Source organism: Flavobacterium sp. ST-158, assembly GCF_058309975.1.
The window spans coordinates 56,453-72,258 of record NZ_JBZEEN010000008.1 but is presented as its reverse complement, the minus strand read 5'-3'; the positions used below and the strand labels follow the sequence as shown (position 1 = coordinate 72,258).

Below are 15,806 nucleotides of genomic sequence, written 5' to 3'. Positions count from 1 at the left end.
AAATATAGACAGAATTTTAGGAATTTCGGGCTATTTTTTGAATAGATTTATCTACTTTTTTGAATTGATTGTTACTGAAATTCGGCTATTAATCTATTTTTTAATTGCGGCACTCCTTCTGATGCCAAGAGCGGAAATGTTTCCAATGGATTTCTTAAATCAGGAATTTGAATTGGCTTAGGGTCAATATAGAAAATAGGAATGTGTGGAGGAACAAAAGCTATTAATCCCGCGGCTGGATACACCTGTAATGAAGTTCCAATTACGGCAAAGTAATCGGCGGTTTCTGTAATATTCAGGGCTTCATCAAAAGCAGGTACTGATTCGCCAAACCATACAATATGTGGACGCAATTGATTATTATAAGAATCCAAATCGCCTATATTTAAATCGCCTTCCCATTCTAAAATATACTTTGGATTTTTAGTGCTTCTTACTTTTAAAAGTTCACCGTGTAGGTGCAAGACTTTTTGGCTTCCGGCACGTTCGTGTAAGTCGTCCACGTTTTGAGTGATGATGTGAACATCATAATGAATTTGCAGTTGGGCTAATTCTCGATGACCTAAATTAGGTTGTACTTCTTTGAGTTGACGACGTCTTTGATTGTAAAAATCCAAAACCAATTCAGGATTTCTTTGCCAACCTTCGGGTGAGGCTACATCCATTACATCATGGCCTTCCCATAATCCATCACTATCTCTAAAAGTTTTGATACCGCTTTCGGCACTAATTCCAGCTCCTGTTAGTACGACTAATTTTTTTTTCATTCTGTTTGTTGCCACGAATTCATAATATTGAGTGCTAAATATAGCTTTTTTTTTCTTTTTACTATTTTTGCGACAAAATAAAAAAACACAATGATTGATATAGATTACTTAAATTACCTGGAGACAATATTGACAGACAATCGCAAAGAGCGTTTTTTAGAAGTATTGCAAAATAGAACAAAGCATTTTACGGTAGCTGTAGAAGATGTATATCAATTGCATAATACTTCAGCGGTGATGCGCAGTTGCGAGGTTTTTGGAATTCAGGAATTGAATGTAATAGAGGAACGTTTTGGAAAAAGAATTGACAAACAAATAGCCATGGGCGCTCAAAAATGGGTGGATATCAACCGACACGATTCGGTTACGAATTGTATTGCTACGTTAAAAGAGCAAGGCTACCAGATTATAGCCACCACGCCACATGAAAAGGACTGCACACTGGAAAAATTTGACATCTCAAAACCAAGTGCTTTGTTTTTTGGAACAGAAAAAGAAGGTTTGTCCGAAGAAGTAATGCAAAATGCCGATGGTTTCTTGAAAATTCCCATGGTAGGTTTTACCGAGAGTTTGAATATTTCGGTTTCAGCGGCTATCATCATTCAGGATTTGACCAATAGATTGCGTCGTTCTGAAATCGACTGGAAATTAACTGATGCCGAAATTCTTGAAAAACGATTGGATTGGGCTCGAAAATCAATTAAAGATATCAAACGAATTGAAGCCAGATATTTCGAAGAAAATCCTAAGTAAGTTGCTGAGAAGCTAAGGCTCTAAGTGAAAATGAACTCAGAATCTTAGCTTCTTAGGAACTTAGAAACTATTTCTTTATAAAAAGTATTAATCCCATAACACTAACAATAAGAATACACAGTGCTGCTAAAACCATTGTTAAATCACGCACGTTTTTGCCAGCCCAGTCCATAAACAGGTATTTGTGCAAAATAGCAAAAGAATAACCTTCTACCATATCCGAATTTTTAACAATGGCAGCCAGTCTTGAAGTAGCTGTTTCTATAAAATAGGTTGTTTTTTCGGGCGTATCATAAGCTAGTTTTATTACAGGTAAACGTTTGTTTACAAAACCATAATCTCTGTTTTCAAAATTAGTGATGACTTTTGATTCTAATAACTTTACATTTTCTAATGAAACTTCCGATTCTTCAGGAATTTCTGGACTCATCATTTCACAACAAGGTGCTTTTGGTGCGCCATCAGTAAAATAATAGGCCAGAAATTCAGCATATTGTAAATCTAAATTGGGTGTAACTGTGTTGGTTGTAGCATTGATATACACGACTTCTGTTTTAGGGGAAGCCTTTTTATTCCATTTCGAATTGGCATCTGACTTGGGTTTTTTGAACTTTCTATTGGATTGTTCTTCCATCTGACAACGGTAGTAAATACTGTCGTTAAAAGTAATCAGACTCGCGTTTTGAAAACGATTCCAGTCTAAATTCAGTTTGTTGTTAGCTAATTGAATTTCGTTGGTTTTAAAAGTAGGTTCGTACACCATCTGGTCTAAGGTGTATGGATCCCACTTAGTAGTAGCATGATATCCACCACTAAACGCAAAGGTTAGGGTAAACAAGGAAATCCAGATTCCTATTTGGCGGTGGTATTTTCGAATCCCCTTTTTAGGCTCCAGACTGTCTGATTTTTTAAACTGTTTCCAAAGAAAACCATAAATCACAATTCCGCTAATAGCAGAAAATCCGATGATGGACAACAAGAAAAGCATTGTGATAATGCGAATACTATTGTTGCTAATAGCATCCAGAAATGACCAGTTGTGGAAGGTGTCAAAAAACCAGATGAAAAATTGTCTTGAAGTAGGGTTGTAGGTGGCTAACTTGCTAGAAGAAGTGTCTACATAAACCTGCATAGCATCAGGATTATCAAAACTCAGTTTGTACACCGGCAAATAACGATTGACATATTTGTATTGATGGTCAAATTCAGTGATAATTTCGCTTTTTTGAATACTACTTTTTTGATCGTCTAAGAAATAACGCGACAACCATTCGGCATATATTTTATCTCCATTTTGGAGTTCTTTTCCAGTTGAAGTATCAAAATACAATAAATCACCAATAACGTTTTTTACTTGGTAATAGTTCTTGTTATTGAAAGAAACGATTCGGAAGTTTTTAAACTGCTGAATCTTGTTTTTTTCTAAAACTTCCTGAATAGAAAGCTGTAATTCGTTTTGAGGAATTGTTGTGATTTCTATTTTGTCATGTGCAATTTCAGGTTTAAAAAAGTGCGCCATAAAAGGATGCATTAATCCTGATAAAGTCCAGAAAATAACCGGTACAATGGTAATGATTCCAATGGTTCTGTGCCATTGGTACATTTGCTGTTTGATTTTTTTAACTAGCTTAGAATCTTTCTTTTTAGAAGACTTTGTTTTAGAGCTCATACGGCTTGTTTTATATTATTTTTTTAATGAAAAATGATATTGGATTCCAAATACAAATGTTCTAGGAGCTGCAGCTGTATAGCTTGGAGCAGCACCCGCTGTATTGCTTCTGGAAACATTGTAAGCATATAATTTATCGGTTAGATTCATTATATTTCCGTAGAATTCAAATGATTTCCATTGGTAACCGATTCTGGCGTTGAATAAATTATAACCACTATATTTTACCGTGTTAATTTGATTTTGGTAGTAGCTACCCACTAATTGCCATTCGATGGAAGTTCTAAAATTAGGAAGCCATTTGGGGTAATAATAAAGTTCTGAATTTCCAGACCATCTTGGTGCTGATGGCATTTCTTTTCCATTTAAGTTTTGTAAAGCATCGGTAGATTTGTCTGAAATAGCAAAATCAATATACGTATGTTGGGCATAAGTTCCTCCTAAACGGAAATTGATTTGCGATGATGGTTTATAGCTTAAGCCAAATTCAATTCCTTTATGGCGGGTTTCGCCAGCCGAACGGTAATCGGTTGAATTGTCTTCTAGCTTTACATTTAATAATTCGTTTTTCCCTTCCATGTAATACAAAGCGTAATCCAAGTTCAGTTTGTTAGCTAACAAAGTCATCCAACCACCTATTTCATAATTATTGAAAGTAGCCGGTTTAAGGTTGTAATAAAACTCAGCAGGAACTCCTGTTGTTCCCCCTGTCCCTGATTTTGTTCTAAAGATAGATGTAATTCCTGGAGGAGCAAATCCCTGTGAATAATTGCCATAAAAACCTGCAAAATCAAATGGATTGTAGTTAGCTCCTACTTTAAAAGTAACTCTATCATATATTTTACTGCCTAAAGAAAGGTCTAAAGTATTATCATATGCTATTTTCATATTGTCATAACGACCACCTAAAGAAAGGACTATTTTTTCAATAGGATTAAAACTCAATTGTGCATAAGCAGCAGTATTGTAAATGTCAGCCTTATAATCGGCAATTTTTACATCAGGTCTTTCGGTTAATACTTCATAATGGTTAACGGTTTGTTTTCCTACTACTCCAGGATTTAATACCGCTTTTAAATCCGTGCGATAGGACCAATAAGTAACAGGAGAATAATCGTATAAAGCTCCTGCAACTAATTTAGTGTTCAAGAAATCAAACTTTTGGGTATGTTGCCCAATGGCACCAAAGCTTTTAAAATTATTTGAATTTACTTCACCGTATGCTAATTCAGGATTATTGTTTTGTGTGGGATAGTAAACATCTTTTTTTGTGGGATCGGCATTCCATTTGATTCCGTAAGAAGGATTTTGACCTAATTTATTGTCTCTATAATAAGTGGTAATGTAGCTGCTTGCGTTTTCGTTCCAGTCGTGTTCTAATGTCAATCTTGTACGCAAAGCATCCGATTTTCTATAGGTAAAATCAGAAGTACTGCTGTAACTACGGTCGTTAAAAGCCGTTTCGTTGACGCTTCCACTCATTTGAGAATAATATTTACCGTACATAGTATTACTGATTAATCGGGTAGAAGGTGAGATGTGGTAATCAATTCGGGCATTCAAATTGTCTTTGTTGTAATCAGAATTGGCCATCCAACCGTTTTTTTGCAAACTAGAGATTCCTGCAATATGGAATCCTACCTTGCCTATCGTAGCGCCACCAGCAGCTTGAATGCGGTGGAAACCAAAATTATCGGCTTGTATTCCAAATTTAAATTCGGGATCAATACTAGGTTTTAAGGAGATAAAATTAATAGTTCCTCCCACTGCTTCTGGTCCATAAAGAGAAGAGACAGGACCTTTTACCACCTCAATACTTTGAAGATTGAATTGGTTGATTTCTAATAAGGCATTGTGATTAAAAATTCCCATAGGACGAATAGGTAAGCCGTCTTCCAAATACAAATAATAAGAATTGGTCGTCATGGGTTGACGAATGGACATCATGTGTTGTTCATTGCCTAAATTTACCATCAACACTCCAGGAGTTTTGTTTACAATTTCGTAGGCTGCCGTAGCCTTAGCTTCATTGATGGTTTTAGCCGTTAATTTGCTAATGGCAACAGGAGTTTCTTTGCGTAATGTAGCGGTACGGTTAGCAGTTATAAAAACGCTTTCTAATTCTAGGACGTCAGTGCTGTCTTTTGGAGTTTTGTTTGGGTTAATTTGAGCAACCGCAAATTGGCTTATACTAATTAAAGCCAGAAAAATATGTTTCATTTTAATTTATATAAATGTAGATATAACGAACTTTTCTTGGAGGAATCCCAAGAGAAAATACTGTTCAATAAAAAATTGAAAAGTGATATTAAAATTTATATAAAATAGGATGGAGGTCTAAAGGAAGACAAAGCAACCGAAATAGGTTTTTTGTCTAAAGTATAGCAATTAGGTTTTTCAATGGGATTGCTAGGAATTAGTTTAAAATCAGGAACAGCAGTATGGATGATAAAAACCAAATCGACTTTGTTGTCCAGATTGTTTTGCATTCTTTTTTCGTTGTCGTTGTATTTCTTGATGCTTTTATCCAGTTCGCAACGACCGTTACAGGTATTGTTAACCAATTTTCGTTGCACACAAATGGTTTTTACAATTTCGTCCTGATGCAATTTAAATGAAGTATACACAAAAAAGCTACCAAAAGAAGGTAGTAATAAAAGTATAGAAAGTACTATGCTAAATAAGGTCTTCAAAAACTGCTTTTTTGTTTTCGAATGCAAAAATACAGATAAATATTTTTTTAGGGTATTTTTTTAACAGAAAAATCCTTTGACTTCTTTTGGGATAGAATTAGGAGAAATTTATCCGCAAACTTGTCATGCTAACGAAGGAAGCATCGCATCAAAGTAACTTAATAAAGATAATCGTGCTAAAAAACCGCGTTACAGACGCTACAATTTTTCAATTAATTTAAGCAGGCACTCGTCACAGACGAGCACCAGAGGGTTTATCGCCAGCTATAGTTTTAAAATTGTTTTCCAAGAATTGTTCCTACAACAACAGAGATCACAAACATTATTAAACTAAAAAGCCAATTGTTTTTTATTAATTCAAAGATTCCTTGAGGACTAATTCCATAAATATCAAAAAGATTAGATTTAGTTTTTAGTTGACCTTCAGCGGTAAGTTTAATAATGTTTTCAAAAACATCAACTTTTGCTAATGTAGATTGATGAAGTCTAACAAACTCTTTATTTTGAAAGGCTTTCGCTTCATTATCTCCATTTAACCAATTTTTAGATGAAATTTTATTTTGTTCTAAAATTGAAACTAACCTTGGATGATCTGCGTATTTTTTGCCATATATATCTATAAGGATTCTGGCTAAATCAAACTTTTTATTATCTTGAATTTCATAAATTTTCTTAAGGCCAAGTACATTCGCTCTATACTGAATAGCTTCAAACCCATAATTTATATCTCTCATATTCCAATGAATCCAGGAATATGTAGAGTGTTTTTCAGCGAAAGCGAAGAATTCTTTAAGCATTTCTTTTTCTAAATCATCATAATTATCAGTAATTTCATTGATTAAAATTCCCTTTAATTCTGCTATTTTATGAATAGAAAAAGACTTTGTTTGTGCAGAAGTTAAATATCTTACGGCAATAGATGTAATTCGAGGAGTTTTACCATCGGTTATATCATAAAAACTTTCACATGAGTAATGAATAATTAAACAATGAGAATCTTGTTCGTAAAAACTATTAATTAATTCTTTTCCTTTTTTGTGTTTTTTTATTCTTTTCAATTTAGATCATGTTTTTATTTGTTTTCAAATATATAAAATTTATCTTATGAAATATTTGTGTTAATATTTATAAAAGTAATGGAAAAAAAATCCCCAACTACTTTTGTAATTGAGGATTTCTAAATTTATGTAATCTGTAAACTATTCATTCACAATAACCCATTCGCCAGTTGCTAATAAGGCTTCTGCTTTTTTGTATTTCATAGATTCCGTTTTTCCGGTAGCTATTTGTTGAACGGTTACGGTATCGTTGCGGTTGATTTTTGGCATATCGCGTACGATGGTTTCCGTTACCTGACGTTGCTGTGTTTCTCCAGCTTCGCGGTTCATGCTTTCGCTATTTGGAATCTCGTCTTTAGTCAATTGCAATTTTTCTTTTGGACGTTGCACTTCTCTAGCTTCTTCAATCGGAGCCTGTTGTTGTGGCAAATCACCTTTGAAAAGGAACGAAATTACTTCTTTGTTGATGCCGTTCAACATATTGTTGAATAAGTTGAAAGCTTCAAATTTATAGATAAGCAAAGGATCTTTTTGTTCGTGAACGGCTAATTGAACAGATTGTTTCAATTCGTCCATTTTACGCAAGTGTTTTTTCCAGGCTTCATCTACAATAGATAAAGTGATGTTTTTCTCAAAATCAGCTACTAATTGTCTTCCTTCTGTTTCGTAAGCTTTTTTCAAATCGGTTACTACGCTTAATGATTTTACTCCATCGGTAAATGGAACCACAATGCGCTCAAACTGATTGTTTGGATCTTCGAAAATATTTTTTACAATAGGGAAGGCTTCTCTGGCGCTACGCTCACATTTTTCAGTATAGTATTTTAAAGCTTCTTTGTATACTTTCGCAGTTAATTCGATTTCTGTTAAACGTGTAAATTCTGATTCGCTTACTGGGGAAGTGATAGAGAAATAACGAATTAAATCGAATTCGAATGTTTTGTAATCGTTAGTTCCTTTCGTGTTTTGAACGAATAATTCGCAGGTGTCATACAACATATTTGCGATGTCCAGTTTCAAACGCTCTCCAAACAAGGCGTGGCGACGACGTTTGTACACTACTTCACGTTGAGCGTTCATCACGTCATCATATTCTAACAAACGTTTACGAACACCAAAGTTGTTTTCTTCTACTTTTTTCTGAGCACGCTCGATAGATTTAGTCATCATCGAATGTTGGATCACTTCACCTTCTTCCAGTCCCATACGGTCCATAACTTTAGCTACTCTTTCAGAACCAAATAAACGCATCAAGTTATCCTCTAGGGAAACATAGAATTGAGAACTTCCTGGATCTCCTTGACGACCAGCACGACCACGCAACTGACGGTCTACACGACGTGAATCATGACGCTCAGTACCTACAATGGCTAAACCACCAGCAGCTTTTACTTCGGCAGATAATTTAATATCGGTACCACGACCAGCCATATTAGTTGCAATAGTTACAACCCCAGCTTTTCCTGCTTCCTCAACAATTTGTGCTTCTTGTTTGTGCATTTTTGCATTCAATACATTATGCGTCACTCCTCTCATTTTAAGCATACGGCTTAATAATTCAGAGATTTCAACAGAAGTGGTACCAATCAATACAGGACGACCTGCTTTAGATAATTCAGTTACATCTTCAATTACAGCATTGAATTTTTCACGAGTAGTTTTATAGATAAAATCTTCTTTGTCGTGTCTTGCAATTGGACGGTTTGTTGGGATTTCAACAACGTCTAATTTATAGATTTCCCAAAGCTCGCCAGCTTCAGTAACAGCAGTACCGGTCATTCCACCTAATTTGCTGTACATTCTGAAATAATTTTGCAAAGTTACTGTTGCAAAAGTCTGAGTGGCAGCTTCGATTTTTACATTTTCTTTAGCTTCAATCGCTTGGTGTAATCCGTCAGAATAACGGCGACCATCCATAATACGACCTGTTTGCTCATCGACAATCATAATTTTGTTGTCCATGATTACGTATTCTACATCTTTTTCAAATAAAGCATAGGCTTTTAAAAGTTGTGTTAAAGTGTGGATACGCTCGCTTTTGATACTGAAATCTTGAAATAATTTTTCTTTTTCTTCTGCTTCAGCGTCTTTGTCTAATTTTTGTTTTTCGATGTTGGCAATTTCAGTTCCAATATCTGGTAATACGAAAAAGTCAGCATCAGTATCTCCTGAAAGGAATTTGATTCCGTTATCAGTTAATTCTACTTGGTTGTTTTTTTCTTCAATAACAAAATACAATGCCTCGTCTACCTTTGGCATTTCTTTGTTATTGTTTTCCATATAGGAGTTCTCCGTTTTTTGAAGCAATTGTTTGATTCCTTCTTCACTTAAAAACTTAATTAAAGCTTTGTTTTTAGGTAAACTTCTGTAAGCTCTCAATAACATGAAACCTCCATCTTTAGTGTTTCCTTCTTTGATTAATTTTTTAGCTTCAGTTAAGAATCCAGTTGCTAACTGACGTTGCAATCCAACCAATGTTTCGATTTTTGGTTTCAATTCGTTGAATTCGTGACGGTCTCCTTGCGGAACTGGTCCGGAAATAATCAATGGCGTTCTTGCATCATCAATTAATACCGAATCCACCTCATCGACAATGGCGTAGTTGTGTTTTCTTTGAACCAAATCAGATGGCGAATGTGCCATGTTATCTCTCAGGTAGTCAAAACCAAATTCGTTATTGGTACCATAAGTAATATCAGCGTCGTATGCTTTTTTTCTTCCTTCAGAATTCGGTTGGTGATTGTCGATACAATCTACAGTCATTCCGTGGAATTCAAATAAAGGCGCTTTCCAAGTGCTGTCACGTTTGGCTAAGTAGTCATTTACGGTTACTAAATGCACACCATTTCCAGTTAAAGCATTTAAGTATAAAGGCAAGGTTGCTACCAATGTTTTTCCTTCCCCTGTTTGCATTTCGGCAACTTTACCTTGGTGCAATACCATACCACCTATCAACTGAACGTCGTAGTGGATCATATCCCAAGTGATTTCTTTACCAGCAGCATTCCATTTGTTTAACCAAACGGCTTTGTCTCCTTCAATGCTTACATAAGTTTTTGTGGCTGAAAATTCGCGGTCTCTGGCTGTAGCAGTAACTGTGATTTCGTTGTTATCTTTGAAACGTCTTGCTGTTTCTTTTACTACAGCAAAAGCTTCTGGAAGAATTTCCATTAGGGTTTTTTCAGAAAGTGTATAAGCTTCTTTTTCCAGATTATCAATTTCTGTATAGATGTCTTCTCTTTTGTCGATGTCTTCAATTCCTTCAACATCCGATTTAAGGGCCTCAATTTTGGCATCAATGGCAGCACGAGATTCTTTAATTTTTTCTTTAAAGAAAACGGTTCTTCCTCTTAATTCGTCATGAGATAGCGTCTGTAAGTTACTCTCGAAGGTTTTGATTTTATTTAAATAGGGCTGTAAAGCTTTAACATCTTTCTCCGATTTGTCTCCTACAAAAATTTTAATAATGCTGTTTACGAAACTCATAATGTTTTATATTTCTAATTATTTATCTGTTTGTTGAACCAAAAAAAAAGCCTCTTTTGAGACTTTTTCTTAGTTTTTCTAGTATTCATCCTCATTCCAAAGATAATCTTCGTCAGTAGGGTAATCTGGCCATATTTCTTCCATAGACTCATATATCTCGCCTTCATCTTCAATAGATTGTAGGTTTTCAACTACTTCTAGTGGAGCTCCTGCACGTATAGCGTAATCAATAAGTTCGTCTTTGTTAGCAGGCCATGGCGCATCACTAAGATAGGATGCTAATTCTAATGTCCAATACATCTTTTGTCGATTTAGTTTTGTGCAAAAATAATTTTTTTACTGAAAAAGACAAGTAAAAAATCATTTATTTTATGTTAAAGTTAAGAACGTGTTTTTTAGTGGTCAGTATTCAGTGTTTAGTATTCAGTTTTTCATTGTAAACTGATCACTGTAAACTGAATATTATTTCCTCGGAATCCACTTGACTTCCTCGGCGTTTAAATCATGGGTCAACTTTCGTGCCAACACAAAAAGGTAGTCAGAAAGTCGGTTTAAATAGCTAATTACTATTTCTGGAATCCTTTCATTATGACTTAAATGCACGGTTAAGCGCTCCGCTCGGCGGCAAATACAACGTGCAATATGACAATGTGACACAGTAGGATGTCCTCCTGGCAACACAAAATGTGTCATTTGTGGAAGTTGCGTTTCCATGCTGTCAATTTCATTTTCTAATAATTCAATATCCGCCGGAACAATTCCTAGATTTTGTAATCTTGTTTTACCATTTTTTAAAACAGTTTTGTCTTCAGGAGTTGCTAAAATGGCTCCTGCGGTAAATAGGCGGTCTTGAATTTCGATAAGAATTTCTTTGTAATGTACATTGATGTCCTGGTCCCGAATCAACCCGATATAAGAATTCAATTCGTCAACTGTTCCGTAGCTTTCAATCCGAATATGGTCTTTAGGAACCCGGCTTCCGCCAAAAAGTGCTGTTGTTCCTTTATCTCCAGTTTTGGTATATATTTTCATTTTAGTAAAAAAGTTAAGTGTTATAGGTTAGAAGTTAGAAGTGGGATGTTCGTAGATTAAGAACATATAATTAATTATTGGAATTTGAAACCCAAAACTCCTTAACTCTTAACATCTAACTTTTTTCTGGTGTCACTTTCAATCATGCCGTCACGCAAACGAATAATCCGGTGCGCATACTCAGCAATTTCTTCTTCGTGAGTTACTAAAATTACGGTATTGCCGTTAGCGTGAATTTCATTAAAAAGATTCATGATTTCTACAGATGTTTTACTGTCTAAGTTTCCAGTAGGCTCATCGGCAAGAATAATAGAAGGTTTGTTGACCAATGCTCGAGCTACAGCCACACGCTGGCGTTGACCACCCGAAAGCTGGTTGGGTTGGTGATCCATTCGATCAGCCAGATTGACTTGTTCGAGTACTTCGGTAGCTCTTTTATTGCGTTCTGATTTTGGGTGTCCCGCATAAATCATGGGTAATGCTACGTTGTCTAAGGCAGTTGTTCTAGGCAATAAGTTGAAAGTTTGGAAAACGAAGCCGATTTCTTTGTTGCGAATTTCGGCCAGTTCATCATCTTTCATCTTACTTACATCCTTCCCGTTTAAGATATAGGTTCCGGATGTGGGAGTGTCTAAACAGCCTAAAAGATTCATTAAGGTGGACTTTCCTGAACCCGAAGGTCCCATAAGTGCCACGTATTCTCCTTTATTAATTTCTAAATTGATTCCTTTTAATACATAAACGATTTCGTCTCCGAGTACAAAATTTCGTTTTATATCCGATATTTTAATTAATGGCTTGCTCATAATTTCAGGTTTCGATTTAGAATTTATTTTCGAAAAACCAAAGCTAAAAAATCATTTAGTAATAAGTGGATATTATTGTGAAAATCTTATGATTTAGGACAAAAAATAGCTTATACTCTAATGGTAAAATGCTCTTTGGGTTGTTCTCTTCTAAAAAAAACAAGTCCCCACTGAAAAGTGTCAATAGTTACAGAGACTTTAGAATGTTTTTTAATGGTTTCCCAAGCTTCTTCCATATCGGCAGACCAGTGAATGTCATCAAAAATCCATACACTATCATTTGTAATTGTTGGGAGTAAAGACTCAAAATAGTCTAAAGTGGCTTTTTTAGAATGATTACCGTCAAAGTAAATTAAGTCGTGAGTTGTGAGTTGTGAATTGTGAGTTGTGAGATACTTTGAAAATTCAGTTGTAATCAATTCAACATTATTTATATTATATGATTGCAATTGTTTTTTTGCAATTGCCATTGTGTTTGCACAACCTTCTAATGTTGTAATACTTGCTTTTGGATTTCCTAAAGCCAAGGCTGAAGTCGCTAATCCTAAAGAAGTACCTAATTCTAAAATGTTTTCCGGTTTGAAATATGCAGTAATTCGAAATAATAATTGGGCTCTTTTTTTAGAAATCCCAGCCGTTTTGGCAATTTGGGCAATCACTCTGGTATTTGATTTAAATACTTTAGAACCGGCGCCGAAATCGGTAACTTCAATACTGTTTTTATTCTTTAAAAGCGCATTGCGGTAGTCTTCCAATATTTCGTATTCCGGTTTTGGTTTTTTATCGTAAAAACATTTGGTAATCAAGCTAAAAACAAAAGGGGAGTGCACCGCATGTTCGTTTTTTGAATGCCAAAGAAATTTTAGATACGCTTTAATTGGGAAAAACATAGATTGATAAAAGGATTTGCTTTTTCTTTAAAAAATAATTGCCACAGATTTAAAAGATTTACACCCATTGATCCATGCTAACCTTTAAAATCTGTGGCAAAAATAAAAGAATTTCTTTTGACTAAGATTATTTACATTTTTTTATATTCACTTTTCTAAAATCTATCGGAAAACCTTCGTATTGCAATAAAATTCTACCTTCGGTAACCGATGATTCCGTTCCTTTATTGACTAATTTTCCGTTTAGTTTTTGAGTGATTACCCCATTTTTAGAAGTAACCTCAAGTTTGTTCCATTCGCCAATAGTTTTTTCGGCGTCAGCAAAACGTTTGGCAACGACACTTTTTCCTGCTTCTGTTTTTGTTCCGTTGATGTTTAGCGTTACTTCTTGAAGTAAAACAAAATCACCGGTAGCACCTTCTTTTATTTGGAACTGAATTCCTTTTGGCCATAAAACATCTGGTGTTTCAGCAGGAACCAGATACATCACACCACTATTTTTATTATTACTTTTTTTAGCAAATTTAGTGTCAGTGTTCCAGCGGAATTCAACCGTTAATTTGAAATTTTTAAAAGATTCATTGGACATTAAATAACCAGCCTTTGGCCCATACATTCGAATGATGTTATCTTCTACCGAAAATAGTTCGGCAGCATGGTTTACTTTTCCTTTTTCTTCCCCAAAAGCATACCAGCCTTTTAAGTCTTTTTGGTTGAAAAGTTCGATACGTTGGGCATTACTATTTTGCGAAAGCAGCAATAGAACAATAAATAAGAAACGATACATGTGATTCATAATGGCATTTTTTTATTTTCTAAATTAGAAATATTACGAAATAAAATCTTCTCTAAGTGGCGTAAAACTATCTACTAGTTTTACATATTCGGATAAGGTTTGGATGCTGTGATTTAAATTGGATTCAATTTTAAAAACATCACCTTCTTCTAGTAGGTATTCTCGGTCTTCGACAAATAATTTTAGCGAACCCGATGCTACATAGGTAATTTGTTCGTGAACGTGTTTGTGAGGTGGATCCGGGTTTTCCATTGGTCCATTAAGGAATTCAATGATGGTAACCATCAAATGATCTAAATGAACAATCTTGCGCATTAAGGATGGATTTGAATTTACCACTTCAAATCCTTCTTTGTTTTTTATTACTTCCATAAGTGTTTGTAGATAGGAGGCTCAAAGTACTAAAATAATTTTTTAATGCACAATTTATCTTGTTCTTTAAACTTGAGGTTTGTTTCTTTTATTTTAAAATTAGTTAATTGATCTCAACTTTATGAGTATCTTCCTGAACTAACCAGGGTCTTTTATCTTCCGATTTCGCAGTAATGTTGCAATTTGTAAAAGTAATAGTATCGGCATGCCGGATAAAGAAACCAAAAGCATTGGTATTGCCAAAATAACTTCCTTCAGGATATTTTCCATCGTATTCCATTACGGTTTGATTTGTAGTTTGAATGCCTCCTTTTAATTCGAAATTCAGATTTTCAAAAGTTACATTTTGAATGTTATGTCCTTTTATACCTGTAATAATAGAAGGATATTGCTGAGTGAAATCTGTTCCGTTTATATTTTTGAAACTAATGTTTGAAATAGCACCGATGCGAGTTTTTCTATCAGGAACAGTTCTTCTTCTGTCCGCTAAAAGAATAAAAATAGCCTGACCGCAATTTGTAATTTGGCAATCGCGGAAATTCAAATTATCAATTACAGCTCCATCCATGGATTCAATACAGAAAGCGGAATTTTGATACGCATTTTTCAGGATTAACTCAGAAACATCAAAATTCATAAAACTGCCCAAGCCATCAGTGCCTAATTTGAAGCAATTACCGGCTTTTACATTTAGTTTGTCCAAAATACATCTTCTTACAATAATATCTTTACAGCCATATTCACTGCCACTTTTAAAGCAAATTCCATCGTCTTCCGATTCAATGTAACTATCTTCTATAAGTACATTATGACAATCCACAATATCAATACCGTCGCGATTAGGCGTAAGTTGTCCTGTGTTTACTTTTATTTTTTGGATATTAATATTTTCCGATTCAATATAAACTTGCGTCCAACAAGCAGGTTTAATAAGTGTCAGATTAGATACCGTAATGTTGTTACTGCCCACAAATGCCAGTATAGAAGGGCGGTCTTTCTCGGTACCTATTTCTTTTACATGCATCCAGGGTTCGTAATCGCCTTGTCCATTGATGATTCCGCCGCCGGTTATGGTTACATTTCTAACTTTATTTCCGTAAATTAATCTTCTTTGACAATCTTCCAGCATTCGATTAGGATATTTTGTGTCAATAAGATGATGTGGATAGTCTTTTTCATCATCAGATTTAATTCCTAAAAGAGTGGCAGAAGGCTCAATTTGTAAAGTTAGATTGTTTACCAAAACTATTTGTCCAGTTAAAAAAGTTCCTTTTTCGAGAACAACTGTCCCTCCTTTTTCTTTGCAGGCATCAATCGCCTTTTGAATGGCTGTCTGATCATTTGTTGTTCCATCTCCTTTTGCGCCAAAATCATAAACATTATAAACTGTTTTGTTGCTTTGTGCATGGATGCATAAAAAGGAAAATAATACTAAAAGTGTAAGGCTGGCTTTTTTCATGGTTTTAAGTGAAATAGATAGGTTG

Annotated in this window: 14 protein-coding genes; 1 reads left to right on the top strand and 13 read right to left on the bottom strand. The window is 34.8% G+C overall.

The window, feature by feature from the left end; translation table 11 throughout:
• Window positions 1–71: 71 nt before the first annotated feature.
• Complete coding sequence (locus AC4FRF_RS12880) at window positions 72–767, bottom strand: SIR2 family NAD-dependent protein deacylase (protein WP_491159962.1); 696 nt, start codon at window positions 765–767, stop codon at window positions 72–74.
• Window positions 768–857: 90 nt separating this feature from the next.
• On the opposite strand from AC4FRF_RS12880, the gene AC4FRF_RS12875 reads away from it, so the two are divergent.
• Window positions 858–1,520, top strand: coding sequence for a TrmH family RNA methyltransferase (locus AC4FRF_RS12875; RefSeq protein WP_491159961.1), 663 nt, complete (start codon window positions 858–860; stop codon window positions 1,518–1,520).
• A gap of 67 nt (window positions 1,521–1,587) precedes the next feature.
• On the opposite strand, the gene AC4FRF_RS12870 is transcribed toward AC4FRF_RS12875, so the two are convergent.
• The 12 genes from AC4FRF_RS12870 to AC4FRF_RS12815 form a co-directional block, all read right to left on the bottom strand.
• Window positions 1,588–3,189, bottom strand: a complete 1,602-nt coding sequence (locus AC4FRF_RS12870) for a PepSY domain-containing protein (RefSeq protein ID WP_491159960.1) — start codon at window positions 3,187–3,189, stop codon at window positions 1,588–1,590.
• A gap of 15 nt (window positions 3,190–3,204) precedes the next feature.
• Complete coding sequence (locus AC4FRF_RS12865; RefSeq protein WP_491159959.1) at window positions 3,205–5,409, bottom strand: TonB-dependent receptor; 2,205 nt, start codon at window positions 5,407–5,409, stop codon at window positions 3,205–3,207.
• 95 nt (window positions 5,410–5,504) lie between these two features.
• Window positions 5,505–5,882, bottom strand: coding sequence for a hypothetical protein (locus AC4FRF_RS12860; RefSeq protein WP_491159958.1), 378 nt, complete (start codon window positions 5,880–5,882; stop codon window positions 5,505–5,507).
• 272 nt (window positions 5,883–6,154) lie between these two features.
• The gene (locus tag AC4FRF_RS12855; RefSeq protein WP_491159957.1) at window positions 6,155–6,940 is read right to left on the bottom strand and encodes a hypothetical protein; all 786 of its coding nucleotides are present in this window, start codon (window positions 6,938–6,940) and stop codon (window positions 6,155–6,157) included.
• A 141-nt stretch (window positions 6,941–7,081) separates the two neighbouring features.
• Complete coding sequence (secA, locus tag AC4FRF_RS12850) at window positions 7,082–10,426, bottom strand: preprotein translocase subunit SecA (protein ID WP_491159956.1); 3,345 nt, start codon at window positions 10,424–10,426, stop codon at window positions 7,082–7,084.
• A 78-nt stretch (window positions 10,427–10,504) separates the two neighbouring features.
• On the bottom strand, window positions 10,505–10,726 hold the full coding sequence (locus AC4FRF_RS12845) for a DUF2795 domain-containing protein (RefSeq protein WP_007138072.1): 222 nt from the start codon (window positions 10,724–10,726) through the stop codon (window positions 10,505–10,507).
• A gap of 162 nt (window positions 10,727–10,888) precedes the next feature.
• Window positions 10,889–11,458, bottom strand: a complete 570-nt coding sequence (locus AC4FRF_RS12840) for a cob(I)yrinic acid a,c-diamide adenosyltransferase (RefSeq protein ID WP_491159955.1) — start codon at window positions 11,456–11,458, stop codon at window positions 10,889–10,891.
• Between the two features lie 101 nt (window positions 11,459–11,559).
• Entirely contained in the window at window positions 11,560–12,264 is a 705-nt protein-coding gene (locus AC4FRF_RS12835; RefSeq protein WP_491159954.1) for an ABC transporter ATP-binding protein, read from the bottom strand.
• Between the two features lie 110 nt (window positions 12,265–12,374).
• The gene (locus AC4FRF_RS12830) at window positions 12,375–13,154 is read right to left on the bottom strand and encodes an O-methyltransferase (RefSeq protein WP_491159953.1); all 780 of its coding nucleotides are present in this window, start codon (window positions 13,152–13,154) and stop codon (window positions 12,375–12,377) included.
• A 127-nt stretch (window positions 13,155–13,281) separates the two neighbouring features.
• Window positions 13,282–13,950 carry a 3-keto-disaccharide hydrolase gene (locus AC4FRF_RS12825; protein WP_491159952.1) on the bottom strand — a complete coding sequence of 223 codons (669 nt, stop codon included), beginning with the start codon at window positions 13,948–13,950 and terminating at the stop codon, window positions 13,282–13,284.
• 33 nt (window positions 13,951–13,983) lie between these two features.
• Window positions 13,984–14,322 carry a cupin domain-containing protein gene (locus AC4FRF_RS12820; RefSeq protein WP_491159951.1) on the bottom strand — a complete coding sequence of 113 codons (339 nt, stop codon included), beginning with the start codon at window positions 14,320–14,322 and terminating at the stop codon, window positions 13,984–13,986.
• Between the two features lie 103 nt (window positions 14,323–14,425).
• Window positions 14,426–15,781, bottom strand: a complete 1,356-nt coding sequence (locus AC4FRF_RS12815; protein ID WP_408081972.1) for a glycoside hydrolase family 28 protein — start codon at window positions 15,779–15,781, stop codon at window positions 14,426–14,428.
• Window positions 15,782–15,806 lie beyond the last annotated feature (25 nt).

Coding starts and splice junctions, on each gene's coding strand:
- AC4FRF_RS12870 (WP_491159960.1), bottom strand. CDS start 3,189: ATGAGCTCTAAAACAAAGTCTTCTAAAAAGAAAGATTCTAAGCTAGTT.
- AC4FRF_RS12865 (WP_491159959.1), bottom strand. CDS start 5,409: ATGAAACATATTTTTCTGGCTTTAATTAGTATAAGCCAATTTGCGGTT.
- AC4FRF_RS12880 (WP_491159962.1), bottom strand. CDS start 767: ATGAAAAAAAAATTAGTCGTACTAACAGGAGCTGGAATTAGTGCCGAA.
- AC4FRF_RS12820 (WP_491159951.1), bottom strand. CDS start 14,322: ATGGAAGTAATAAAAAACAAAGAAGGATTTGAAGTGGTAAATTCAAAT.
- AC4FRF_RS12835 (WP_491159954.1), bottom strand. CDS start 12,264: ATGAGCAAGCCATTAATTAAAATATCGGATATAAAACGAAATTTTGTA.
- secA (WP_491159956.1), bottom strand. CDS start 10,426: ATGAGTTTCGTAAACAGCATTATTAAAATTTTTGTAGGAGACAAATCG.
- AC4FRF_RS12875 (WP_491159961.1), top strand. CDS start 858: ATGATTGATATAGATTACTTAAATTACCTGGAGACAATATTGACAGAC.
- AC4FRF_RS12825 (WP_491159952.1), bottom strand. CDS start 13,950: ATGAATCACATGTATCGTTTCTTATTTATTGTTCTATTGCTGCTTTCG.
- AC4FRF_RS12840 (WP_491159955.1), bottom strand. CDS start 11,458: ATGAAAATATATACCAAAACTGGAGATAAAGGAACAACAGCACTTTTT.
- AC4FRF_RS12830 (WP_491159953.1), bottom strand. CDS start 13,154: ATGTTTTTCCCAATTAAAGCGTATCTAAAATTTCTTTGGCATTCAAAA.
- AC4FRF_RS12815 (WP_408081972.1), bottom strand. CDS start 15,781: ATGAAAAAAGCCAGCCTTACACTTTTAGTATTATTTTCCTTTTTATGC.
- AC4FRF_RS12845 (WP_007138072.1), bottom strand. CDS start 10,726: ATGTATTGGACATTAGAATTAGCATCCTATCTTAGTGATGCGCCATGG.